Annotated in this window: 20 protein-coding genes; 13 read left to right on the forward strand and 7 right to left on the reverse strand. The window is 35.8% G+C overall.

Annotation, left to right across the window (positions count from 1 at the left end):
- Window position 1: 1 nt before the first annotated feature.
- The 3 genes from I600_RS05505 to I600_RS05515 are packed head-to-tail and all read right to left on the reverse strand — an operon-like array spanning window position 2 to window position 2,368.
- Window positions 2–1,063 (reverse strand): flavin monoamine oxidase family protein, encoded by a 1,062-nt coding sequence (locus I600_RS05505; RefSeq protein ID WP_058103471.1) that lies wholly within the window; start codon window positions 1,061–1,063, stop codon window positions 2–4.
- A 26-nt stretch (window positions 1,064–1,089) separates the two neighbouring features.
- Window positions 1,090–1,605 (reverse strand): DinB family protein, encoded by a 516-nt coding sequence (locus tag I600_RS05510; protein ID WP_058103472.1) that lies wholly within the window; start codon window positions 1,603–1,605, stop codon window positions 1,090–1,092.
- 25 nt (window positions 1,606–1,630) lie between these two features.
- Entirely contained in the window at window positions 1,631–2,368 is a 738-nt protein-coding gene (locus I600_RS05515) for a CDP-alcohol phosphatidyltransferase family protein (RefSeq protein ID WP_058103473.1), read from the reverse strand.
- 396 nt (window positions 2,369–2,764) lie between these two features.
- Between I600_RS05515 and I600_RS05520 the strand changes: the two genes are divergently transcribed.
- The 12 genes from I600_RS05520 to I600_RS05570 all read left to right on the forward strand — a co-directional run bounded on the left by I600_RS05520 (window position 2,765) and on the right by I600_RS05570 (window position 19,147).
- The gene (locus tag I600_RS05520; protein ID WP_058103474.1) at window positions 2,765–6,217 is read left to right on the forward strand and encodes a pyruvate carboxylase; all 3,453 of its coding nucleotides are present in this window, start codon (window positions 2,765–2,767) and stop codon (window positions 6,215–6,217) included.
- A 168-nt stretch (window positions 6,218–6,385) separates the two neighbouring features.
- The gene (locus I600_RS05525) at window positions 6,386–7,570 is read left to right on the forward strand and encodes a lipoprotein N-acyltransferase Lnb domain-containing protein (protein ID WP_058103475.1); all 1,185 of its coding nucleotides are present in this window, start codon (window positions 6,386–6,388) and stop codon (window positions 7,568–7,570) included.
- Window positions 7,571–7,587: 17 nt separating this feature from the next.
- Complete coding sequence (locus I600_RS05530) at window positions 7,588–9,459, forward strand: ABC-F family ATP-binding cassette domain-containing protein (RefSeq protein ID WP_058103476.1); 1,872 nt, start codon at window positions 7,588–7,590, stop codon at window positions 9,457–9,459.
- A 153-nt stretch (window positions 9,460–9,612) separates the two neighbouring features.
- Entirely contained in the window at window positions 9,613–9,873 is a 261-nt protein-coding gene (locus I600_RS05535) for a hypothetical protein (protein ID WP_058103477.1), read from the forward strand.
- Between the two features lie 371 nt (window positions 9,874–10,244).
- The gene (locus tag I600_RS05540; protein ID WP_058103478.1) at window positions 10,245–10,505 is read left to right on the forward strand and encodes a hypothetical protein; all 261 of its coding nucleotides are present in this window, start codon (window positions 10,245–10,247) and stop codon (window positions 10,503–10,505) included.
- 330 nt (window positions 10,506–10,835) lie between these two features.
- Window positions 10,836–11,144, forward strand: a complete 309-nt coding sequence (locus I600_RS19160) for a hypothetical protein (RefSeq protein ID WP_157490844.1) — start codon at window positions 10,836–10,838, stop codon at window positions 11,142–11,144.
- Window positions 11,145–11,174: 30 nt separating this feature from the next.
- Window positions 11,175–11,321: a hypothetical protein gene (locus tag I600_RS19305; protein WP_167342528.1), complete on the forward strand. Its 147-nt coding sequence runs from the start codon at window positions 11,175–11,177 to the stop codon at window positions 11,319–11,321.
- Between the two features lie 77 nt (window positions 11,322–11,398).
- Window positions 11,399–11,974: a cob(I)yrinic acid a,c-diamide adenosyltransferase gene (locus I600_RS05550; protein ID WP_058103480.1), complete on the forward strand. Its 576-nt coding sequence runs from the start codon at window positions 11,399–11,401 to the stop codon at window positions 11,972–11,974.
- 134 nt (window positions 11,975–12,108) lie between these two features.
- Complete coding sequence (locus I600_RS05555; RefSeq protein WP_027064442.1) at window positions 12,109–12,333, forward strand: DUF2795 domain-containing protein; 225 nt, start codon at window positions 12,109–12,111, stop codon at window positions 12,331–12,333.
- A gap of 215 nt (window positions 12,334–12,548) precedes the next feature.
- Window positions 12,549–15,908, forward strand: a complete 3,360-nt coding sequence (gene secA / locus I600_RS05560) for a preprotein translocase subunit SecA (RefSeq protein WP_058103481.1) — start codon at window positions 12,549–12,551, stop codon at window positions 15,906–15,908.
- A gap of 315 nt (window positions 15,909–16,223) precedes the next feature.
- Complete coding sequence (locus tag I600_RS05565; RefSeq protein ID WP_058103482.1) at window positions 16,224–17,444, forward strand: sensor histidine kinase; 1,221 nt, start codon at window positions 16,224–16,226, stop codon at window positions 17,442–17,444.
- Between the two features lie 167 nt (window positions 17,445–17,611).
- The gene (locus I600_RS05570; protein WP_245188869.1) at window positions 17,612–19,147 is read left to right on the forward strand and encodes an amidohydrolase family protein; all 1,536 of its coding nucleotides are present in this window, start codon (window positions 17,612–17,614) and stop codon (window positions 19,145–19,147) included.
- 169 nt (window positions 19,148–19,316) lie between these two features.
- On the opposite strand, the gene I600_RS05575 is transcribed toward I600_RS05570, so the two are convergent.
- The 3 genes from I600_RS05575 to I600_RS05585 all read right to left on the reverse strand — a co-directional run bounded on the left by I600_RS05575 (window position 19,317) and on the right by I600_RS05585 (window position 21,513).
- Window positions 19,317–19,574, reverse strand: coding sequence for a hypothetical protein (locus I600_RS05575; protein WP_058103484.1), 258 nt, complete (start codon window positions 19,572–19,574; stop codon window positions 19,317–19,319).
- Between the two features lie 233 nt (window positions 19,575–19,807).
- Window positions 19,808–21,163, reverse strand: coding sequence for a DEAD/DEAH box helicase (locus tag I600_RS05580; RefSeq protein WP_058103485.1), 1,356 nt, complete (start codon window positions 21,161–21,163; stop codon window positions 19,808–19,810).
- A gap of 131 nt (window positions 21,164–21,294) precedes the next feature.
- Window positions 21,295–21,513 carry a PLDc N-terminal domain-containing protein gene (locus tag I600_RS05585; RefSeq protein WP_058103486.1) on the reverse strand — a complete coding sequence of 73 codons (219 nt, stop codon included), beginning with the start codon at window positions 21,511–21,513 and terminating at the stop codon, window positions 21,295–21,297.
- A 98-nt stretch (window positions 21,514–21,611) separates the two neighbouring features.
- Here I600_RS05585 and I600_RS05590 point away from each other — a divergent pair, with 98 nt between their 5' ends.
- Window positions 21,612–22,202 (forward strand): hypothetical protein, encoded by a 591-nt coding sequence (locus tag I600_RS05590; RefSeq protein WP_058103487.1) that lies wholly within the window; start codon window positions 21,612–21,614, stop codon window positions 22,200–22,202.
- Between the two features lie 34 nt (window positions 22,203–22,236).
- On the opposite strand, the gene I600_RS05595 is transcribed toward I600_RS05590, so the two are convergent.
- The gene (locus I600_RS05595; RefSeq protein ID WP_058104290.1) at window positions 22,237–24,735 is read right to left on the reverse strand and encodes an ABC transporter permease; all 2,499 of its coding nucleotides are present in this window, start codon (window positions 24,733–24,735) and stop codon (window positions 22,237–22,239) included.
- Between the last annotated feature and the right edge of the window lie 13 nt (window positions 24,736–24,748).

The following is a 24,748-nucleotide window of genomic DNA, read 5'->3' on the forward strand; positions in this document are numbered from 1 at the left end:
GCTACTTGTTGTGCAGTTTCTTGAGTTTTGCAACAACAGATTCAGCTGCAAAAATAGCGCCTTCCATGTAGCCTGAGTGATGTTTTGAAGTTTCTGCACCAGAAATAAACAATTTATTACCATTTAGAGGTTTAGAAAATACAGCGTGACCTCCATTTTGATGTGGAAACAAATGGTCTGCCTGCATGTCCGATTTTGTAAATTCTTCATTAAACCAAGCCGTTTCATGATACGCCTCATAATGTAAAGCATCATCACCAAAAACCATTTTTAATTGCGCTTCAATTTTTTCTATACGTTGTTCTTTAGTAAAACGGGCACAACTACCCGATGCAAAACCAACCAGGGCAAATGAATTGTTTTCTACATTAGACTGATCATAAAACTCAGTCAAAGGACCAACATTACTAAATATAGTGCCCGATTTCCCCTGCGCTCTCCAAAATGGTATTTTATAGGTCAACGCTACTTTAATGGAATCTTGCATCCATGTATGTGTGTGCTCTGCAACGGCTAGCAACTCATTTGGCAATGACGGAGAAAAATCAATTTGATCAATTAAAACTGCAGGGGGCAATGTTGAAATAACGACATCGGTAACCAACGTATGAGATTTAGTTACCACTTTGGCTTTATCTTTCTCAAAAATAACCTTATCTACTTTTTCGTTCAACAAAACCGTTTCTGGCGCAAGTTTAGAGAAAATTGCATTTATTAAATCTACCGTACCATTCTTAAAACGATAACTAGGGCTATCACTAGGGACAGCAATTTCTTGAGGTGGCACATTTGAAAATGTTTGAAAATAAGATATACCGGTCATGAATTGTTCAAAATAGGGAACATTGAACTCTTCTATAACATCCAATAAATGATAATGGCCGTCATTAAACCAAGTGGCACCCATTTCAACTTTGGTTTTATTGGATTCCACGGTATGTATTCTTCCTCCAATACGACTTCTAGCTTCTAATACCTTTACATTAAAACCAAGTTCTTGTAGACGGTATGCTGTTAACAAACCAGATAATCCTGCGCCGATAATTACTATCGTTGTATTCATGCTAATAAAAAATGGAAATTAAAAGTTTATGAAATATCGGCTTGTAATGCACTTACAGTAACCAATAACTGACCAATATGTCTTTGGCTATGCTCCGCTGCATGAAACAATAAACCTATAACGGTTGTCGGTAATTTTTTTCTACCAACAGTTCTTTCTTCGGTAAGTGAATTTTCTGGAACGGTTTTAAAATACCCAATAGCCTCTTCTACTTTAGCAGAAAATTGCTCTTGCAAATAGATTACCTCTGTATTAAGATTAAAAGTCCCTTCTTGTTTCAAAAAAGTAAATTGTTCATCTGATAACGATTCACCTTTAGCGTAGGTCAACATGCGATCTAATACTCCCGTCACATGGTTCATATGAAAACCTACGGAAGCCCTACCTTCCGTTTTAGCCCATAATAATTCTTTAGGGAAATCAGCAGTATACTTTTTTAACTCTCGTTCTGATTGTAAAAGTGCATGTGCGGCAGGCTGTAACAAATCTGGCACACCTTCAATTGGTCCACTTAACCAAAACTCATATTCTTCATTCTCCATAGTTATCTTTCCTAAATGTACAGTATTAAAGTCTCTCTTGTATTACTGAACTTACTACATAGAATATAATAATTAAAGGGATGGCCATAAATTTCATGGTTACAATAAGCACCAGGCTAATAATTAAAAAGATATAACGCATGGCATTATCCTTAAAACTGGTATTCTTAAATTTTAATGCGAACAAGGGCAAATTGGCATTCAACAAATAGGCGCTTACCAATGTCAAAATTATTAAGAACCATTGATTGAGAATAATACCGTTTAACAATTCATTGTTTTGATACATTAATATAAGCGGTAACGAAAGAATTAACAAAGCATTGGCCGGAGTAGGCAAACCAATAAAGGAAGAGGTCTGGTTTTCATCAATATTGAACTTAGCCAATCTATAACCTGAAGCCATTGTAATTACAAATCCGAAAAAAGGCAATAGATGCTGTAATGTAATGGCACCACTTTCAAGAAAAAAGTGAGAACCATCTCCCCAACCACTTGTCTGCGACATTGCCAACAACTGAAACATTACAATACCCGGTACCAAACCACTTGTGATCATATCGGCTAAAGAATCTAACTGAAGGCCTAATTCACTTTTTACATCGAGAACACGTGCTGCCAATCCGTCAAAAAAATCGAAGAATATACCCAGAGCCACAAAAATTGCGGCAATTTCCAATTTATTCAAAACGGCAAAAACCGATGCCACACAACCGCAGAAAACGTTTAAAAGAGTAATAAAATTTGGAATATGTCTTTTCATAATATTTCGCCTAAGGTCAAAAAAGGGGCAAGATAGGTATGCCCCTTTAACAATATTTGCTCTAAAATAATATAATTAAATGGTGGTAAAGATTTTCAACATAAAAATACTATAGCAACAACAGTATTCTTTGTTTTCACTAAACCTAAAACCAGTTCAAATCAACACCTAAATAACTGTTTTACTTTTATTTACACCCACCCCATCAGAATAAAAACTAACTTTCACTATAACATATCACAAAATAATAGGGATATGAAAAATATTATGCACGCATAGTATTGTTTAGTTAAGATATTAAGTTTAAATTATGACCAATGTAACAATAATCAACAAAAAATAGATTTTTATAACAAGAATACATCATAACACTAACCATAAAAATATTGTCAAAAAATGAAAATTAAAAAGGTTTTAGTAGCTAACCGAAGTGAGATAGCCATACGTGTATTACGTGCCTGTACCGAGCTGAACATTAAAACGGTTGCCATTTACACTTATGAAGACCGCTATTCTCAACACCGCAACAAAGCCGATGAATCTTACCAAATTGGTGAAGATAATCAGCCATTAAAACCTTATTTGGACATTCCTCAAATTATAGCATTGGCAAAGGCTAAAAATGTAGATGCCATACACCCAGGCTACGGATTCCTTTCTGAAAACTCTGAATTTGCAAGACAATGTGCTGCCAATGACATCATCTTTATAGGTCCTGACCCAAAAGTGATGGATGCCTTGGGCGATAAGATTACTGCCAAGAAAGTAGCCGTAAAATGTAACGTTCCTATCATTGAAAGCAATAAAGAGAAATTGACTTCTTTAAAAATTGCCTTGTCAGAAGCCGCTACTATTGGCTACCCTGTTATGCTTAAGGCTGCATCTGGTGGTGGCGGTCGTGGTATGCGCATTATTAGAAAAGATGAAGATCTAGAAATGAATTTTGATTCTGCCAGAAATGAAGCTCTCAATGCATTTGGAGACGACACCATGTTTCTTGAGAAATATGTGGAAGACCCTAAACATATAGAGGTACAGATCGTAGCAGATAACCATGGAAATATTCGCCACTTACATGAACGCGATTGTTCCGTTCAACGCCGTCACCAAAAAGTGGTAGAGATCGCACCTTCCCATAACGTTAGCGAAGAAGTAAAACAAAACCTTTATAAATATGCCGTTGACATTGCCAAAGAAGTTAACTATAACAATATTGGAACCGTAGAGTTTTTGGTAGATCCCAATGACAATATCTATTTTATTGAGGTAAACCCTAGAATTCAGGTAGAACATACGGTTACAGAAATGGTAACCGGTATAGATTTGGTAAAAACACAAATTTTCGTTGCCGGCAATTATAAATTAGATAGTCAGCAAATCAAAATATACGGTCAAGAAACCATTGCCACTTATGGCTTTGCCTTACAGTGTAGATTGACCACCGAAGATCCGGGCAACAATTTTACCCCAGATTATGGTACGGTAACCACGTACCGTAGTGCCTCTGGTATGGGAATTCGTTTAGATGCCGGTAGTATTTATCAAGGATATCAAGTGAGTCCATTTTTTGATTCCATGCTGGTGAAAGTTTCCTCGCACGGCAGAACACTTGACGGTGCTACCCGTAAAATGGTTCGTGCGTTAAAAGAATTTAGAATTAGAGGCGTAGAGACCAACATACATTTCCTTCAGAATGTAATACAGCATCCTACTTTCAAAGAAGGTAAGGTAACCGTTAATTTTATACAGAACACTCCTGCCCTATTCGATATTAAACTACCACAGGATAGAACCTCAAAGGTGGTGAACTTTTTGGCGGAAGTTATTGTGAACGGTAATTCTGATGTAAAGTATATAGATGAGAACAAGGTCTTTAGAAATGCAAAGGTTCCAAAATTCAATCCGTTAGAAGCGCCTCCAAAGGGAACAAAAGATATGCTGACCGAAATGGGTCCCGAAAAATTTTGTGCTTGGTTAATGGATGAAAAGAAAATTCATTATACGGATACCACTATGCGCGATGCGCATCAATCACTATTGGCAACTAGAATGCGTACGTATGACATGTTGCGCGTTGCCGAGAGTTATGCAAAGAACCACCCAAACACCTTTAGTATGGAAGTTTGGGGCGGTGCAACTTTTGATGTTAGTATGCGATTTTTACATGAGAGTCCGTGGACACGATTACGAGAGCTACGCAAAGCTGTACCCAATATTTTATTTCAAATGCTTCTTAGAGGATCAAACGGAGTAGGTTATAAAGCATACCCAGATAATTTAATAGAAAAATTCGTAGAGAAATCTTGGGAAAACGGAGTTGATATTTTCCGAATATTCGATTCGCTCAATTGGGTAAAGGCCATGGAGCCAAGTATTAATTATGTTCGTAATAAAACCGGTGGTATTGCCGAGGCCGCATTGAGTTATACGGGTGATATTTTAGATGTCAACGAAACCAAGTACAACCTAAAATATTACACACAGCTGGCAAAAGACCTGGAAAATGCCGGTGCGCATATGATCGCCATCAAGGATATGGCGGGTCTTTTAAAACCCTATGCCGCTACAGAATTGGTAACCGCGTTAAAAGACACTGTAAACGTGCCTATTCATTTACATACCCACGATACTTCTTCATTACAGACAACAACGTACTTAAAAGCGATTGAAGCTGGCGTAGATGTGATCGATGTTGCGTTGGGCGGTCTCTCTGGATTAACATCTCAGCCCAACTTTAATTCGGTAGTTGAAATGATGAAAAATCAGCCAAGGGCTCATGAATTCGATATGCCGAAGCTGAACCAGTTTTCTAATTATTGGGAAGATACAAGAGAATTGTATTACCCGTTTGAATCTGGACTAAAATCTGGTACTGCAGAAGTATACGGTCATGAAATTCCAGGTGGTCAATACTCAAACTTACGTCCACAGGCAACAGCATTAGGATTAGGTGACAGATTTGATGAAGTAAAGAAAATGTACGCTGATGTCAATAAACTCTTTGGGAACCTAATCAAAGTAACACCTAGCTCAAAAGTTGTGGGCGACATGGCCATTTTTATGGTAACCAATGAGCTTACTACTGAAGATGTAATGACGCGGGGCGAAGAAATATCTTTCCCAGATTCTGTTATCAGTTTCTTTATGGGAGATCTAGGTCAGCCCGTTGGCGGATTCCCTAAAAAGCTTCAAAAGATTATTCTGAAAAACAAAAAGCCATACACGAACAGACCAAATGCCCATTTGGCGCCAACGGATTTTGATAAAGAATTCAAAGCCTTTAAGAAGAAGTTTCAAAAAGGTTTTACAAGAGCCATAGAAATGGAGGATTTTCTATCGTACACCCTATATCCAAAAGTGTTTGAAAAAGCACATGAGAACTACAAGCTGTATGGCAACCTAGCATTGGTACCTACAAAGCATTTCTTCTATGGTATGAAATTGCGTGAAGAAACATTGATAGAATTAGAGCCGGGCAAAACTGTAATTATTAGATTATTATCTGTAGGTATACCAAACGAGTTAGGTATGAGAACCGTGTTCTTTCAAGTAAACGGTGAAAATAGGTTCGTAGATGTTTTAGACACCTCTTTAAATCTTAAAATTGAAGAAAACGAAAAGATAGATCCGGCAAACGATGACCAAATTGGTGCGCCGTTACAAGGTTCTTTATATAAAGTATTGGTTAAAAAAGGTCAAGAAGTAAAAGAGAACGATCCCCTATTCGTTATTGAAGCTATGAAAATGGAAACTACGGTTACCGCATTTAAATCTGGCAAAGTACAATCAGTAAGCTTAAAAGAAGGCAGTATGGTGAAGCAAGATGATCTGGTCGTTACCATTTCTTAATCGCCAACTGAATATAATTAAAGTAAAAGCCACCCCATTGAGGTGGCTTTTATGCATTACAATCTTAAAACCTGTATACAGATAATTTTACAAAAAATTATAAAAAAGCAATATCTGCGAAGTCTGTTATTATTCGCATCTTTGTAAACGCTATGTACCAATAGGGTTATGTTCAAAAAAATCGTTTTATTTCTCTTTTTATGTATTGTTGCTTTTTGGGGTCAAGCTCAAGATGCCCAGTTATCGCCTTTATCTAAAATTAGCCTATTAACAGTGGGCACGGGTGAAGATTTAGCCGCTAAATTTGGACATAGTGCCATTCGTTTACAAGATCCTACTTTGGGTATAGATGAAGTATATGGTTACGGCACCTATGATTTTGAGGATCCAAATTTCTATTTAAATTTCACCCGCGGTAAATTATCCTATACCATTTCACGAATACCGTTTAAGTATTTTAAATACAGCTATCAACAAGAAAAACGTTGGGTTAAGGAGCAAGTATTAGATGTTGACCTTGAACAACGAAACGCTATTGTATCCTTCTTGGAACATAACTTGCTACCACAAAACAAAAAATACAAATATGACTTTTTGTTTGACAACTGTGCCACCAGAATACCAATGGTGTTTGAAAAAACTTTGGGCAACACATTTAAATTCGATTACAATCATCTAAAAGAACAACTAACATTTAGGGAGCTGATACGTTTAAAATTGAACCCTAATTCGTGGTCAAATTTTGGTATTGACCTAGCTTTAGGTTCTGTAATTGACAGAGCAGCGACACCTTACGAGCATTTGTTTCTTCCTATATATGTGTATGAGCAAATGAAGCATACTACCTTAAACGGTAAACCTATAGTTAAAAAAGAATCAATACTACTAGACATACCAGAGCAAGAAGATAAATCGCTATTCATTGCAACCCCTTTATTTTGGCTTTGCGTTCTTTTGGTAATCGTAGGTTATTTTACGTACCGTGATTATAAAAACCTACGCCGAAATAGATGGTTAGACTTTACATTATTTACAATTACAGGTTTAGCGGGCGTACTTATACTGTTCCTTTGGTTTGCTACAGACCACTTGGCTACCAAAGCAAATTTTAATTCACTTTGGGCATTTGCTCCTAACCTTTTTATTTCATTTATTCTTTTAAGGAAAACAGTTCCCAAGTGGGTATTTACCTACTCCGTTTTCTTGACAATACTTTTAGGCATTACCAGTATTTTATGGTTATTTAAAATTCAGGTATTCTCTATACTATTAATAATAGTTTTGTTGACATTGGCAATTCGCTATCTATATTTGATCTATTATTTTAAGACCAAGCAATTACGCAAAAAATAAAATTCAGTTACCCTTTTATGAATCTACTTACCGTTGAAAATATTTCAAAATCCTATGGCGAATTGGTGCTTTTTGACAATCTCTCATTTGGGATCAACAAAGACCAAAAAATAGCCCTAATCGCTAAAAACGGTACAGGAAAAACATCTATACTTAATATTCTTTCAGGAGCGGACACTCCAGATAGTGGTCAAGTGAACTATCGTAAATCTACCCGTGTATCTTTTCTTGCTCAGGAACCCAATATGGACCCGAACTTGACCATTGAGGAAACCATTTTTGCTTCTGACAACGAAGTTCTTGAAGTCATTAAAAATTATGAAAAGGCGCTTCAAAACCCAGAAGATGCAGATGCATACCAAAAAGCATTTGAAGCAATGGACCGTTTTGAAGCTTGGGATTTTGAAACTCAGTATAAGCAGATTCTATCAAAACTGAAGTTAGATGACCTAAGTGCCAAGGTCGATAAATTATCGGGTGGGCAAAAAAAACGATTGGCTTTGGCCAACGCCTTGATCAACAAGCCAGATCTTTTGGTTTTGGATGAACCTACCAACCACCTAGATTTAGAAATGATCGAGTGGCTAGAAGAGTTTTTTGCCAAAGAAAACATGACTTTGTTCATGGTAACACACGACCGGTACTTTTTAGAACGTGTTTGCAATGAAATCATAGAGCTCGAAAATGGAAAGTTATATCCCTACAAAGGAAACTATTCCTATTATTTAGAGAAAAAAGAGGCCCGTATAGAGCAAGAAGCGGTAGAGCATCACAAAACAGAACTCCTTTTTAAAAAGGAACTTGCATGGATGCGTAGACAACCTAAAGCACGTACAACAAAATCGAAATCCAGAATAGATGATTTTGCTGTAATTAAAGATAAAGCAAGTCAAAGAAGAAAAGACCATCAAATTCAATTAGAACTGAACATGGAGCGTATGGGAAGTAAAATTCTTGAGCTTCATAAGATTTCTAAATCTTTTCCTAACAAACCTATTTTAGATAAGTTTGAATATGTTTTCCAAAAGGGAGAGCGTATTGGTATTATAGGTAAAAACGGTACTGGCAAATCTACCTTTTTAAATATTCTAAGTGGGCGCGATCAACCAGACAGCGGTAAAGTAGTAGTAGGTGACACTATAAAGTTTGGTTACTACACCCAAAAAGGGATAAAAATAAAAGAAGGCCAAAAGGTTATAGACGTCATTCGTGAATTTGGTGACTACATACCTTTAATGAAGGGAAAACAAATTTCTGCGCAGCAGTTATTGGAACGCTTTCTGTTCGACAGGAAAAAGCAATATGATTTTGTAGATAAACTAAGTGGTGGCGAACGTAAGCGCTTGTACTTATGTACCATATTGATACAAAACCCTAATTTTCTAATTTTAGATGAGCCAACCAACGATTTGGATATTGTTACCTTGAACGTACTGGAAAGTTTCTTAATGGATTTTCAAGGCTGTTTAATGGTAGTATCTCACGATCGTTACTTTATGGATAAAATCGTAGATCATTTATTTGTATTTAGGGGCGATGCTGTCATAGAGGATTTCCCTGGCAACTATTCTGACTATCGTGCATACGAAGACAGTCAAATACAAGAAAAAAGGGAGCAGAAAGAATCACAGCCTACCAATAAGACCAATTGGAAAGAAGCCGATACAGGTACAAAAATCTCATATGCTGAACAGCAAGAATTTAAAAAGCTAGAAAGAGAGATTCAGAAATTGGAAAAATCTAAAGTAGCGCTTCAAGAAAAATTCACCGATGGATCATTGAGTGGTGATGACATTAAGAACTTATCTATTGAGTTGAACGACATTACCGATGCCATAGACAGTAAGACCGAAAGATGGTTTGAGCTTTCTGCACTAATGGAAGGCTAACCTTTGTTTTAGCAATAAAACCCACATTTATTTTATTGATTAAAATAATAGACGAATGGTAAAAACCATTCGTCTATAGTTAAATGTCGCCCAACTATGAGCGGCAAAATATGTTTGTGCTTGCCTGTACTTTAGCAGTGTAAAACAAATATTATGAAATCAATTATTCTTTTAACCGCTCTTTTTTTCACATGTTTCTTCGCTCAGGCTCAAGCTAACAATGAGAATGTTTCTTTGGAAATTGAAACTGCACAAGTAGAGATGGTTCAAACAATTGAAATCAATGATATTACCGTACCAACTATTGAAACTGAAAACACGATTGAAGTTGCAAGATTGTACAAGAATAAAAACAACAGAGTAATCAAGGCTTTGAAATTCACTACTAAATTGAACAGAGCTAAACTTTCTTAATACATCATTAATTTTCCTTTTCGCCCCAATCTTATACCTACCCCATTTCTTACCAAAACCTACTTTTTAAATACGAACTCAAGTTCAAGTCTCAAAATCAAACTCAAACTCAAACTCAAACTCAAATAAACATTCAACTGTATATCATACCTTCTATCAATAACTAGCTTTTTTAAAAACTAAAGCTATCAACACCAATACCTACGGTTATTGAGGATATTACAACACCTGATTTCCAATTGAATTTTCATCTTGTCCAAAAATAATAAACGAAGCCAATTTACCATTCGTCTATAGTTAAATGGTAACCGACGACGAGCGGCAAAATATGTTTGTGCTTGCCTGTACTTTAGCAGTGTAAAACAAATATTATGAAATCAATTATTCTTTTAACCGCTCTTTTTTTCACATGTTTCTTCGCTCAGGCTCAAGCTAACAATGAGAATGTTTCTTTGGAAATCGAAACTGCACAAATAGAGATGGTTCAAACAATTGAAATTAATGATATTACCGTACCAACTATTGAAACTGAAAACACGATTGAAGTTGCAAGATTGTACAAGAACAAAAACAACAGAGTAATCAAGGCTTTGAAATTCACTACTAAATTGAACAGAGCTAAACTTTCTTAATACATCATTAATTTTCCTTTTCGCCCCGATCTTATACCTACCCTATTTCTTACCATAACCTACTTTCAACACATATTATTCTTACCGTATAAATTATAAGTTGCATCACTATTCTTACTTTTGGCAAAATTGTAAAAGTAATACGTGTACCGCTTAATTTCTTATTTAAAGTTTCTTTGTTCTGCTACCAATCAGCATGGTGTGCATTCTCCATTTGTATATAATTATGTCACCAAATGTCTGTACAAGAAAACAAAAATCAAACTTCCCATTACACTAAAAGTATTAGTTAAAAGTGTTCACTATTTTGATTATAGAACTATTCATTTATTGAACACCAGTAAATCATCCGAAGAAAAAATAATTACGAATTGTCCAAATATATCTATTGTTGATAGCAATGCAGCTGTTGTCTTTGGCGATATAACCGATATAAATAAGCCCAATTTTAAAGTGAATGACCTTTCTAATGATACCATGCTACTTTTAGACGGAATTCATAAAAACCCACAAAATTTAAAAAAGTGGAAACAACTCAAAGAAATGGAGCATGTTCGCGTTACACTAGACCTCTTTTATTGTGGCATTGTTTTCTTTAGAAAGGAACAAGTAAAGGAACATTTTAAAATACGGATTTAAACAAGTAATTTTAAACTAAAGTAAATTTCAATGCAAAGTAATACCATATATATAGTTTTAGGAGTTGTATTTGCTATTTATATAGCCATACGTATAACTAACAAAGGCAAATCTAGCGCCCGTAAGTCAAGAAAATTTATGGGAGATTATGAGCGTAAAACCAAAAAAGAAGAATAGCTAACTAATCTTAAACCCTTTGCTTAATCTTAGCTTACAAATTAACTCATCTATACCCTAATTCCATAAACTACAAAATGAAAGTATATACTAAAACAGGTGATGACGGTACTACGGGTCTTTTTGGTGGTACTCGTGTACCAAAGCACCACATTAGAATTGACAGTTATGGTACGGTAGATGAACTAAACTCATGGCTTGGACTCATTAGAGATCAACAAATAGATGAAGTTCACCAGCAGCAACTAATAATCATACAAGAACATTTATTCACCGTAGGTGCCATTTTAGCCACTGATCCAGAAAAAGAATTGCTTAAAAACGGAGAAGAAAGATTAAAAATCACCAAAGTTGGGCACACTGAAATCAATTATTTAGAACAAGCTATTGATGAAATGGATGGGCAACTTCCACAAATGACACATTTTATTCTTCCTGGCGGCCATACAACAGTGTCATACTGTCATATAGCAAGAACCGTTTGTAGAAGAGCTGAAAGAATAGCTACATTATTATTTCAAACAGAACCATTTGATATCAATGTGCTGTCATTTTTAAATAGACTTTCTGATTATCTATTTGTATTGGCACGAAAATTGTCGTATAATCTACAGGCGAATGAAATAAAATGGATCCCAAATAAAAAGGACTAATAATTCCGTAATTTATTCGTTATCAATAAACAAATGCGAAAAAAATATTGCGATTACTTGAAATTTACACGTAATTTCTTTGCTGTCTCAATTTAAAAATTACTTTTGCAAAAAATTAAAATCAAACAATTACTATGTATTGGACATTAGAATTAGCATCTTATTTAAGTGATGCACCTTGGCCGGCAAGTAAAGATGAGTTAATAGATTACTCCATCAGAACTGGAGCCCCATTAGAAGTCGTAGAAAATTTACAATCTATGGAAGAAGAAGGTGGCGAGATATACGAATCTATAGAAGAAATTTGGCCGGACTATCCTACGGAAGAAGACTACCTCTGGAACGAGGACGAATATTAATATTCGATATCATAATTACTACTAAAAAGTCTCCTTGGAGGCTTTTTTTTTATGTAATTTTGACATGTTTTTAGGTAAATCCGTTCAAAAATCAAGACTGGAATACCTTTTGTTCTTTTATAGTGTCGAAAATATTTATCGGCTCTAAAACATTTTGAAATATATTCTTGCTTAATAACAAGTAAGAAAGTTTCAATTCTAATAGTTTAAAATATATGAGTTTCATTAATTCCATCCTAAAGGCTTTTGTAGGTGATAAATCACAGAAAGACGTAAAAGAATTACAGCCTTTAGTAGATAAGATAAAATCATTTGAATCGCAGCTTGAAAATCTTAGTCATGATGAGCTAAGGCAAAAAACCATAGAGTTCAAAAGGGCCATTCAAGATGCCATCAAAGAAAAGACAGATCAAATCAGCACTTTAGAGGAAGAGGTTAAAAACTCTACCGATATCGATAAAAATGAAGATATCTATACTGAAATAGATAAGTTAAAAGAAGAAGCTTACACTATTTCAGAAGAAACACTCAATAAAATATTACCAGAAGCCTTTGCCGTGGTTAAAGAGACCGCAAAGCGTTTTGCCAATAACGAAACCTTAAAGGTAACCGCTTCTGAATATGACAGAACCCTGTCAGGCTCCAAAGATTATGTTACTCTTGACGGCACAGATGCTATTTGGAAAAATTCATGGGATGCCGCCGGAAAAGAGGTAACCTGGGACATGGTTCATTATGATGTTCAATTAATTGGCGGTATTGCCATGCACCAAGGAAAAATTGCAGAAATGCAAACAGGTGAAGGTAAAACCTTGGTTGCAACACTACCTTTATATTTAAATGCATTAAGCGGTAACGGTGCCCACTTGGTTACCGTAAACGATTATTTGGCAAAAAGGGATAGTGCTTGGATGGCGCCCATATTTCAGTTTCACGGGTTATCGGTAGACTGTATTGATCACCACAGACCAAATTCAGATGGTAGACGTGCAGCTTATAATGCAGATATTACCTATGGAACAAATAATGAATTTGGATTTGATTACCTAAGGGATAACATGGCGCATACACCAAAAGATTTGGTACAGCGCCCACATAATTATGCCATTGTAGATGAGGTAGATTCAGTTTTGGTAGATGATGCACGTACACCACTTATTATATCTGGTCCAGTACCAGAAGGTGACCGTCATGAATTCAATGAGCTGAAACCAAAGGTAGATGAGATCGTAAGAAAACAACGTCAGCATTTAACCGGTGTTTTGGCAGAAGCTAAAAAGTTGATTGCCGAAGGTGATACCAAAGAAGGGGGCTTCCTTTTATTAAGGGTTTACCGTGGACTTCCAAAAAACAAGGCTTTAATAAAATTCTTAAGTGAAGAAGGAGTAAAACAATTACTTCAAAAAACCGAGAATTACTACATGCAAGATAACAATAGGGAAATGCCTGTTGTTGATGAAGACCTACTTTTTGTTATAGATGAAAAGAACAACCAGATAGAATTGACCGATAAAGGGGTTAATTATATTTCTGGCGAGCAGGATAAAGATTTCTTCGTAATGCCGGACATAGGTGCAGAAATAGCGAAGATTGAAAATCAAAATCTTGAAATTGAAAAAGAAGCCGAACTAAAAGAAGAGCTTTTTAAAGATTTCACCGTAAAGAGCGAGCGTATACATACCATGAGCCAATTATTAAAGGCATATACCCTATTTGAAAAAGATACGGAATACGTAGTAATGGACAACAAGGTTATGATCGTAGATGAACAGACTGGTCGTATTATGGACGGTCGTAGATATTCGGACGGATTACACCAAGCAATTGAAGCCAAGGAAAATGTAAAGATTGAAGCGCTAACACAAACCTTTGCTACCGTTACGTTACAGAACTATTTTAGAATGTACAGCAAATTATCTGGTATGACAGGTACCGCTGTAACAGAAGCTGGCGAATTCTGGGAAATCTATAAGTTGGATGTTATGGAAATACCAACAAACAGACCAATTGCCAGACAAGATAAAAATGATCTTATTTATAAGACCAAAAGAGAAAAGTATAACGCTATTATAGAAGAAGTAACCAAAATAAGTAAAGCAGGTAGACCTGTCTTGATCGGTACAACTTCTGTAGAGATATCAGAATTATTATCTAAGTTATTGAGTGTACGTAAAGTACCGCACAACGTTTTGAACGCTAAACTTCATAAAAAAGAAGCTGATGTTGTCGCCGAAGCAGGTAATGCCGGTGTGGTAACCATAGCAACGAATATGGCTGGTCGTGGTACCGATATTAAATTGTCAGATGCGGTTAAGAAAGCCGGTGGTCTAGCAATTATTGGTACGGAAAGACATGATTCTCGTCGTGTAGATAGACAGTTACGTGGTAGATCTGGTCGTCAAGGAGATCCTGGAAGTTCTCAATTCTATGTTTCTTTAGAAGACAACTTAATGCGTTTGTTCGGTTCGGACAGGGTTGCTAAAATGATGGATAAAATGGGCTTGGAAGATGGCGAAGTAATTCAGCATAGTATGATGACCAAGTCTATTGAAAGAGCTCAGAAAAAAGTTGAGGAAAATAACTTTGGTGTACGTAAACGTCTTTTGGAATATGATGATGTAATGAACGCCCAACGTGAAGTTGTTTATAAGAGACGCCGTCACGCCCTACAAGGAGAGCGATTAAAATTGGATATCGCCAATATGGTGTATGATACCTGTGAGGTGATCGTAGAGAGCAACAAGGCTGCCAACGACTATAAAAATTTAGAGTTTGAGCTGATCAAATATTTCTCTATGACAGCTCCTGTAGATGAAGCTGAATTTGGAAAATTATCTGCTCAGGAGATAACCGGAAAAATTTATAAAGCAGCATACGACCATTATAATGATAAGATGGAGCGTAATGCCGCTGCGGCTTTCCCTGTGATCAAAAAAGTTCATGAAGATAATGCCAATAATTTTGAGCGAATTGTAGTTCCATTTACAGACGGTATCAAAAGCTTAAATGTTGTCACCAATCTTCAAGATGCTTATGATAGTAACGGTAAGCAGTTGATCACAGATTTTGAAAAGAACATTTCCTTGGCTATTATAGATGATTCATGGAAAACGCACCTTCGTAAGATGGATGAGTTGAAACAATCTGTACAATTAGCCGTTCATGAGCAAAAAGATCCTTTATTGATTTATAAATTTGAAGCTTTTGAGCTTTTTAAATCTATGATCGAAAAAGTGAACAAAGAAGTGGTTTCTTTCCTTTTCAAAGGTGAATTACCTTCTGAAAATGCAAATGCTATTCAAGAAGAAAGAAACATTAGAAAAAAAGAAAACCTACAGACTACAAAAGAAGAAATACCGAATAGCGATGAGTTAGCGGCACGTAGTAGAGCTGTTAGTCAAAATCAAGGTCAACGCCCAGCAATTACCGAGACCATTACAAGAGAACAGCCAAAAATTGGCCGTAATGAGCGTGTTACCATTAAAAATGTAATGAGCGGGGAAAGTAAAACGGTAAAATTTAAACAGGCAGAGCCACTTTTGCAAAATGGATCATGGGTTTTAACCCAAGATTAATTTAAATAGAAATCAATATCTAAAAAAGGCATCCCATTATGGATGCCTTTTTTAATACCCCGGTTTAACTCACTTAAAATAAACTACATATACCTCAATCAACTTTATAATTCATTTTTTGGATTCTAAAATGAAATCAGCCATTAACAGTTTATTTCATATTTTTAACCATTATTTAGACAAAAAAAATGCGTTATTCAGAATAATATTCGTCGTTTTAACTATACTAAACACGAAAATACTAGTATAATGATAAAAACATAATTAGATTTACATTACGTAATTCGTATGTTTTCTAGTACATAAATAATATCTATGCCCGGATTTACCATTGACAAAGAACGTCTACAGGATAAAACCAAACTATTTTTAAGGGTAAATTATACCACAAGCATTATCTCCTTTCTATTTGGGGTATTATGCTATTTCTTTTTAAATATTACCCAAATCATCCCTTTTGTATTTATTGGCTTTTCAATATTGAATAGTATCAATCTACTATATTTTAGGTCTCATAAGGTTATTCTACCTACATTCAATTTTTCATCTATAATCGGGTTAATTGCGGCAGTCGTCATTACCTTATATAGCGGCGGAATTTTTAGTCCGTTTATATTCATGATACCTTTAATAGCTTTTGGAGGTTTTATATATAGTACAAGATATGGTAGAATCTATCTTAATATCATTATTATACTCATTCTTCTGGTTTTTACACAGACCATACCAGAACTGAGCATTACCCAGAATATGGTACCTGAAGCATCTAGACCTATATTTAGCTTGGTATCCATCTTATTTTCTGTTTTTATTTTAGGCAACACCTTGGGCAAAACTTTGCTAAAGACCTACAATACCATGTACAGTTCTAAAAAAGCATTGTATTTACAGGTGCATGAAAAGGAAAATCTATTAAAAGAGGTACACCATAGGGTAAAGAATAATTTACAAACCGTTTCCAGTCTTTTAAGCTTGCAATCAAGAAACATAGAAACCGGACCTATGAAAGGGCTTTTAAAAGGAACACAGAATAGGGTCATAGCCATGGCCATGGTTCATGAAATGTTGTATATGCGTAATGACATTAGCCATATTGAGTATAAATCTTATGTTCAGGAATTGGGTGAATACCTTATAAGATCTATTAAAGGCAATGACAACCATGTAGATTTAAAAATAGATATTCCAGACATTAAATTAGGAATTGATACCGCCATACCACTAGGATTATTGATCAACGAAGCTTTGACCAATGCATTAAAGTATGGTATTGAAGGGGACAAAGAAGGTATTATCAGTATAAAACTCCAACAAGATACTAACGAGAAGAGTTGTTACATTCTAGAAATTGGTGACAACGGTATTGGTTTCCCGGAAACCATTAATTATAAGACTACAAAATCTTTAGGATTAAAATTAATCCATAATCTTACCCGACAATTAAAGGGTACTATTACTAGGGATATGTCTAAGAAAGGAACCAACTACATTATTAAATTTCAAGAAATAAAGCAGCAATTATCACCTGTTGCTTAATCTTATAGGATATAAATATCAATTCCATTTTTTATTTGTAAAGTTGACATACGGTCACTGTTCTTTCTGCTGCTTTCTCTATATTTAAGGAAACTAACACAAACAACCACCCTATGTTACGTAAACAACTGCTCCTAACGGCTATATTCATATCCGTTTTGCTCACCATGCATGCACAATCTCTTGAGGGAGACGGACCGCACGATCAATTGATCATTAGAGGCGTAATGCTCATTAACGGTAACGGGGCACCACCACAAGGACCTATTGATATTGTTGTAGAGAACAACAGGATTACAAATGTAAAGGTCGTGGGATACCCTGGTGTGGCAATTGATGACGCCAAAAGACCAAAATTAAAAGCAGGTGGTAAAGAATTGGATTGTACCGACATGTATCTAATGCCTGGCTTTATTGACATGCATACCCATATTGGTGGCGATGCACAAGGTGCAGACCCTGACTATGTTTTTAAACTTTGGATGGCACATGGCGTCACTACCGTTCGTGAGGTTGCAGGTAGAGGAATAGATATTGCTTTAGATTTAAAACGTAAAAGTGAAAATAATGAAATTATTGCACCTCGTATTATTTCCTATACCGCATTTGGACAGACCAGTAAAGCATTCAATCCTTTAAACGATGTGCCAATATCAACTCCGGCACAGGCACGTGAATGGGTACGTGCAAATGCAAAAAAAGGTGCAGATGGCATTAAGTTTTTTGGTGCAGAACCAGAAATTATGGCCGCGGCATTAGATGAAAATAAAAAACTAGGATTAGGTTCTGCCTGCCATCATGCACAAATGAGCGTAGCCCGTTGGAACGTTTTACATTCTGCAAGAGCAGGATTAACCTCAATGGAGCATTGGTATGGACTACCTGAGGCACTTTTTGATGATCGTACGGTACAAGATTTTCCGTTAGATTATAATTACCAAAATGAACAAGATCGCTTTGAAAATGCCGGTAAACTATGGGCACAAGCGGCAAAACCGTATTCAGAACATTGGAACCATGTAATGAACGAACTCTTGGAGCTTGATTTTACCATGGATCCTACTTTCAATATTTATGAAGCTAGCAGAGATTTGCAACGCGCAAGAAGAGCTGAATGGCACGAAGAATATACACTACCCTCTTTATGGGAATTTTATCAGCCTAGTAAAGTCTCACATGGTTCATATTGGCATGATTGGGGCACCGAGCAAGAAGTAGCTTGGAAAAATAACTATAAACTTTGGATGACCTTTATCAATGAATACAAGAATAGAGGTGGTAGAGTTACTACCGGTTCAGATTCCGGTTTCATCTTTCAACTTTATGGATTTGCCTATATAAGAGAATTAGAATTATTGCGTGAAGCAGGTTTTCACCCATTGGAAATTATAAAATCTGCTACCTTAAATGGTGCGGAAGCATTGGGTATGGATGACAAAATAGGTTCCGTAGCCATAGGTAAGTTGGCAGATTTTGTCATTGTTGAAGAAAATCCTCTTCAAAATTTTAAAGTTTTATACGGCACAGGAGCTGTAAAACTTACCGAAGATAACGAGGTGGTTCGTGTTGGTGGTGTAAAATATACTGTAAAAGATGGAATTGTGTATGATTCCAAAGCTCTACTCGCAGATGTAAAACGCCAAGTAGATGAGGCTAAAGCTAAAAGTAACTATACTATAAAGCAGCCCGGTACTAAAAATTAAGACTTACGCTTATTCACGGGAACCTTAATAGCACGTAATTTCGTTTTGTTGTTGTTAGATAATGATATTGCCGCAACAATTATTAAAGCCGGAATTAAAAAAGTAAATAACATCATAATTAAATTCTTTAAAAGGGTGCTTCATTGCACCTTTTTATATAGGGCAAATATTATGCCAACTTACCATAAGTTTTATTGGTAATAAATGCCAATTCTTTGTTAACCCTTGCATTCTTATATCTGTACAAGCGAGCTACAGATGTTTCGTTAGAGTCAACAGTCTTTTTCTCAGCGTTAATATCATTAAGGCTATCAACCATAACAATACCCATTTCAGTAGTGTGAACTTTATCATCTGCTTGGGGTGTTTGCGCCAATGCTAATGCTCCGGCGAAAATTAAAACTAGTAAGGTAAAAAATGCTTTCATATCGTATTATTGAACAATATAAAAGTACCGTCAGCAAAGCGAACAAGCCGGTTGACCTCGCTAAACTGTAATAATTTTCGGCTAGTGAAGAGTTTTAAGGTGAATAGACAAAAAGTGTCGACGAACGGTTTTTGGTCTAAAAACAGCATACCGATAGGGTATGCATTTCATCGATCAATACTTTCAGAAAAATGGGTTAATTGGAATATAAAACCAATTTTGAAATCATAAAATTATTTTTTATTTCTTCCACGTTTACCGTAGTTTTTGTCGCCTCGGGTTTTGGGTTTAGAGTATTTCTTTTTAATAATACGCTTATAGGAACCGCCTTGATTTTCCTTCTTGTTCTTTTCAGACTTCTCATGAAAACTTGAGCCACGTTCATCTTCGTTGATATTCAATGGATTATCGCGCTCTCTATGTTTTGGTTGTTCATCAAAAGTTAACTGTGTTGCAATTTCCACATCATCGGGCAATGGTAATTGCTCAACTTGGTGAGACATTAATTCTTCAATGGCATTTTTTGCCTCTTCCTCTTGTGGTGTAAATAATAAAATAGATGTTCCTTGTTTTTCTGCCCTACCCGTTCTACCTATACGGTGCATGTAATTTTCAGGATATGTGGGAGTATCAAAATTTATAACATGAGATATCTCTTGCAGGTCTAACCCACGTGCCATAACATCAGTAGTAACCAAAATTCGATTCTTACCTTCATCGAACTGATTTATGGAACGCAGTCTATAGTTTTGGGTTTTATTGGAGTGTATAATACATATCTCTTCGCTAAAAAATTCAGACAATTCCTTAAACAGCAAATCTGCGCTTCGCTTGCTGGAAACAAACACTAAAACTTTATTATACGTTTCTTCATTTTGCAATAAGCTCACCAAAAGGTTCACCTTGGTATAAAAATTTGGTGTCGCATACCTAAATTGGGTAATATTTTCTAAAGGAGTACCACTTACAGCAACAGCAATTTTTTGAACACCTGTAAAGAAATCCGTAATAAACAGTTCAATATCATCTGTCATGGTGGCAGAGAACATAATATTCTGCCTTCTTTGCGGCAATAATTCAAAAATATTGACCAATTGAAACCTAAAGCCTAAATCTAACATAACATCGACCTCATCAATAACCAGTTTCTTAACCTGTTTTAATTGAACAGCCTTGGATAATATCAAATCATAAAGACGAGCAGGTGTGGCAACCAAAATGTCTGTCCCCAATGCCAATGCCTCTTTTTGCTTTAGCATACTTTTTCCTCCAAACACCCCTAATACTCTTGTTCCTGAATATTTTGCCAATTTTTCTACCTCTTCCACTACTTGTACTACCAACTCACGTGTAGGCACCAATACAATAATTTTTGGATGAATATCCTTTGAAAATTTTAAAGTATTTAAAATAGGAAGTAAATAGGCGAACGTTTTACCGGTACCTGTTTGTGCTATACCTACAACATCACTACCACTCATTACAATGGGAAAAGCTTTCTCTTGAATAGGAGTAGTATTTTCAAAACCTAGATCTTCAAGTGCTTTTTCTAAGTTTCTAGATATTTTTAATTCGGTAAATAACGGCATAACAATCACTTTTGTATTTCAGGTGCAAAGCTATGCTGATTAGTTGACAATTCACGTATAGTGAGTAATTTATCCGTAATTAAGTCATAAGCGGCTATGGAAAACGGAAAATAATAAAAAGGGATTTTAGATTATGCCTTTAGCATACGTCTACTTTTCCCTGTGGATAAATATAGAAGCGAACCTAAAATTGGAAGAAAAAATACAATTAGCAACCATGTAATTTTACCGTCATTCTTGAATTCATGGCGTACAATATCAACTAAGCAATACACCCAAACAAAAAGCGCTACAATTACTAAAGATTGCCAAATACCTAATGTAAATGAAAAAATTGCCGGTAAATTCATAATTGTATAATTTATAAAAGTTATGTATTCCTTAAAGTTATAGAAATTAATACCATATAAAGTACTAAATTTCAACTAGAACAGAATATCCTTACTTAATGAAATTACACACGTATCTATACCTATTTGTTTTCTTTTTATCTTTTAATGAATCTGCCGCCCAAACAAATAATGTGACATATGATGAAGCTATTAACATAGCCGTTGAAAAAGAGTATCCTGAGTACTTCTCAGCACTTTTAAAGACATTAGATGATTTTGAGCAAGAGTTAATTGTAAAAAGTGTAATTACAGATGGTATCTATAAAAATTACACCAACCTTTTAAAAGAAATAAGCAAGGATAGTACTTATGCAATAGTGAGTGATTATGCTTTGGGAGATTCTTTAAAGTCAATTGCTAAGCGCCATAATTATGAACTCGCAAAAACTTTGAAAACATTACCATTAATACATTTTAGAAATAAAGCTCAACCAAAAAGTATACTATTTAATCAACGAGCATCTGAAATTACTGCTAAAAAAGGAGGTTTTTCTCGTTCAGATTATGCATCACTTTTATTAGAGGTGTATGATGAAGAAGACTATCAACAACCAACAATACGAACGCAGCTGTTTCGATTTCTAGACCCGAATACGGATTACCTATTATATTTCTATGTTGGCAAACCCACATCAACAAATAATTAAGCCAAAACTATTATAAGGGCAATATCTTTTTGCATCATCCTTCTTTTCGCAACACTTGCAATGGCGGACTATTTAACACTCCCTTACTATTAAATAAACCGATGGCTAAGACCAACAATGTTATACCCGGCAATACCACCAAAAATGGCACCCACGACGGAATAAATGGAGTATCAAAAATAAAATAAGCCAGTAAAAAACTACTTAGTAAAGAAAGTAACACTCCCACACCACTTCCTAAAACACCTAAAAATAGGTACTCCAATGCATTAATTTTCAATATCTGTTTACTCTGTGCACCAAGGGTTCTTAACAATACACTTTCTCTAATACGTTGGTATTTACTATTACGAACCGATCCTATTAAAACAATGATACCAGTTAGAATACTGAAAAAAGCCATAAAGGTGATGACCCATGAAATTTTATCCAATATATTTTCAACCAATGTTACCACCTGTCGTAAATCTATGATGGATATATTCGGGAATTTCTTTACCAATTCCCTTTGTAAATTGGCAGATGAAGCTTTGTCCGGCGCATTGGTCGTTACCACATGAAACTGGGGAGCTTTTTCCAATACCCCGGTTGGGAAAACAATTGAAAAATTAAGCTGCATACGTGCCCAGTCTACCTGCCTAATATTACCTACAACGGTAGTCATCATTTTACCCTGTACATTGAACAACAACGTATCTCCTAATTTTACAAGGGCGTCATTGGCAACATTATCCGCTAGGGAAATAGGAATAACTTCGGTATTAGGAGGAACAGACGGCAACCACTCCCCTTCTAATAACTTTTCAGAACCGATCATAGAATCTCTATACGTAGTTCTAAATTCATGATTCAATATCCATTTATTCACCCTAGTGGTGGTGTCTAACCTAATGTCATTCACATCCCGATCCTTAATACGCTCCATGCGCATGGTAACTATAGGAATATTATCTATAACCGGTAAACCTTTTGGTGTTATCGTATTTTCAACGTCATTACGTTGTTCTGTCTGTACATCAAAAAGTATAAGGTTTGGACTTTCAGCATTTGCCTCAAAAGTTGTTTTGGCAAGTAAAAAATCTTTGGTGAAATACAAAGTGCTAATTAAGAATGTGCCAATACCAATAGCTAAAATTAAAACTACGGTCTGGTTATTTGGCCTGTACAAATTTAAAAGACTTTGGCGTGCAGCAAAGCTCCATGATTTTGGAAAGTACTTTTTAATGAGCCTCATGAAACCTATTGAGACACCTGCCAAAATAGAGAACGTTACTAATATACCAACCACAAAGCTCAAGGCAAACTCCCATCTACCCAATAACCACAAGGCAAATAAAAGCACAAAAAATACAATAGCCACCACTACCCAGATTTGATATGGACGTGATTTTTTACCTGTATCTTCTTGCACGCGCAACACTTGTAACGGAGAAACGAACCAAGTATGTACCAAAGGAGATAAAGCAAAAAGCACCGACATAGAAACGCCTAATAACAAACCAACGAATATGGCTGGGTATGAAGTTGATATTTCAACGGTAAAAGGTAAAAACTCTTGTAATATGAGTGGAAAAGTCTGTTGCAACAATAGTCCTATTGCCGTACCTATTATACCGCCCAACAAGCCCATTCCGGCAATTTGCAGTAGAAATATTAAAAATGTTTGTTTTCGCGTTGCACCTAAACACTTTAGTACCGCCACCGCTTTTAGTTTTTCTTTGATATAAATATGAACAGAACTTGCTATACCAACGCACCCTAGAAGAAGCGCTATAAACGCAACTAAGTTTAAAAACCTACCTACATTCTCATACCTACGCCCCAAACGCTCACTGGTATCTGTATGCGTATCCATATCTGCATTTTCTGCATCTAATAACGGATCCACCTTATCATTAAGTAATTCTAAATCAACTTTGTCATCCTCAAAATAGTAATTATAACCTAACCTACTACCCCGTTGCAGCAACCCACTCTCTTCCATAAAACGAAAAGGTACCACAATGGGCGGTGCGGCAGTTGCACCTATACCTGTACTGCCCGGCGCAGTAATCAAAGCGCCTAGAATAGGAAAGGTAGTGGTGCCCAATTTTACACTATCCCCAGGCTTTAGGTCAAACTGTAACATTACGGTGGCATCAACTAATGCTCCACCCTTATCTTGATAATCAAAAGCCGAAGTTTTGGGTTCCGTTTCCAATTCGCCATAAAAAGGATAATTACCTTCAATGGCCCTTACCTGAACCAATTTTGTAGATAGACTTTTAGGAAAGGCTGCCATAGACGCAAACTTCACCTCACGTGCCTTATAGCCGCCCAAAGAATCCATTAACTCCACTACCCTTTCATTTGCAGGCTGATTACTATCAATCAAGAAATCTGCTCCCATTAGGGCCTTAGACTGTAGTCCAATATTATTTTTAAGGTTATTACTAAAAGATTGTATGGAAACCACCGCGGCAATTCCTAATATTATGGATGCCATAAACAATAGCAACCTTTTACCGCTTGCCTTGCCATCTCGCCAAGCCATTTTCAACAACCAA

Origin of the sequence: Maribacter dokdonensis DSW-8 (assembly GCF_001447995.1) — a bacterium.
Classification (GTDB): Bacteria; Bacteroidota; Bacteroidia; order Flavobacteriales; family Flavobacteriaceae; genus Maribacter; species Maribacter dokdonensis.

Excerpts from the sequence above, each read along its gene's own strand:
- I600_RS05505 (WP_058103471.1), bottom strand. The coding sequence starts at position 1,063 with ATGAATACAACGATAGTAATTATCGGCGCAGGATTATCTGGTTTGTTA.
- I600_RS05510 (WP_058103472.1), bottom strand. The coding sequence starts at position 1,605 with ATGGAGAATGAAGAATATGAGTTTTGGTTAAGTGGACCAATTGAAGGT.
- I600_RS05515 (WP_058103473.1), bottom strand. The coding sequence starts at position 2,368 with ATGAAAAGACATATTCCAAATTTTATTACTCTTTTAAACGTTTTCTGC.
- I600_RS05520 (WP_058103474.1), top strand. The coding sequence starts at position 2,765 with ATGAAAATTAAAAAGGTTTTAGTAGCTAACCGAAGTGAGATAGCCATA.
- I600_RS05525 (WP_058103475.1), top strand. The coding sequence starts at position 6,386 with ATGTTCAAAAAAATCGTTTTATTTCTCTTTTTATGTATTGTTGCTTTT.
- I600_RS05530 (WP_058103476.1), top strand. The coding sequence starts at position 7,588 with ATGAATCTACTTACCGTTGAAAATATTTCAAAATCCTATGGCGAATTG.
- I600_RS05535 (WP_058103477.1), top strand. The coding sequence starts at position 9,613 with ATGAAATCAATTATTCTTTTAACCGCTCTTTTTTTCACATGTTTCTTC.
- I600_RS05540 (WP_058103478.1), top strand. The coding sequence starts at position 10,245 with ATGAAATCAATTATTCTTTTAACCGCTCTTTTTTTCACATGTTTCTTC.
- I600_RS19305 (WP_167342528.1), top strand. The coding sequence starts at position 11,175 with ATGCAAAGTAATACCATATATATAGTTTTAGGAGTTGTATTTGCTATT.
- I600_RS05550 (WP_058103480.1), top strand. The coding sequence starts at position 11,399 with ATGAAAGTATATACTAAAACAGGTGATGACGGTACTACGGGTCTTTTT.
- I600_RS05555 (WP_027064442.1), top strand. The coding sequence starts at position 12,109 with ATGTATTGGACATTAGAATTAGCATCTTATTTAAGTGATGCACCTTGG.
- secA (WP_058103481.1), top strand. The coding sequence starts at position 12,549 with ATGAGTTTCATTAATTCCATCCTAAAGGCTTTTGTAGGTGATAAATCA.
- I600_RS05565 (WP_058103482.1), top strand. The coding sequence starts at position 16,224 with ATGCCCGGATTTACCATTGACAAAGAACGTCTACAGGATAAAACCAAA.
- I600_RS05570 (WP_245188869.1), top strand. The coding sequence starts at position 17,612 with ATGCATGCACAATCTCTTGAGGGAGACGGACCGCACGATCAATTGATC.
- I600_RS05575 (WP_058103484.1), bottom strand. The coding sequence starts at position 19,574 with ATGAAAGCATTTTTTACCTTACTAGTTTTAATTTTCGCCGGAGCATTA.
- I600_RS05580 (WP_058103485.1), bottom strand. The coding sequence starts at position 21,163 with ATGCCGTTATTTACCGAATTAAAAATATCTAGAAACTTAGAAAAAGCA.
- I600_RS05585 (WP_058103486.1), bottom strand. The coding sequence starts at position 21,513 with ATGAATTTACCGGCAATTTTTTCATTTACATTAGGTATTTGGCAATCT.
- I600_RS05590 (WP_058103487.1), top strand. The coding sequence starts at position 21,612 with ATGAAATTACACACGTATCTATACCTATTTGTTTTCTTTTTATCTTTT.
- I600_RS05595 (WP_058104290.1), bottom strand. The coding sequence starts at position 24,735 with ATGGCTTGGCGAGATGGCAAGGCAAGCGGTAAAAGGTTGCTATTGTTT.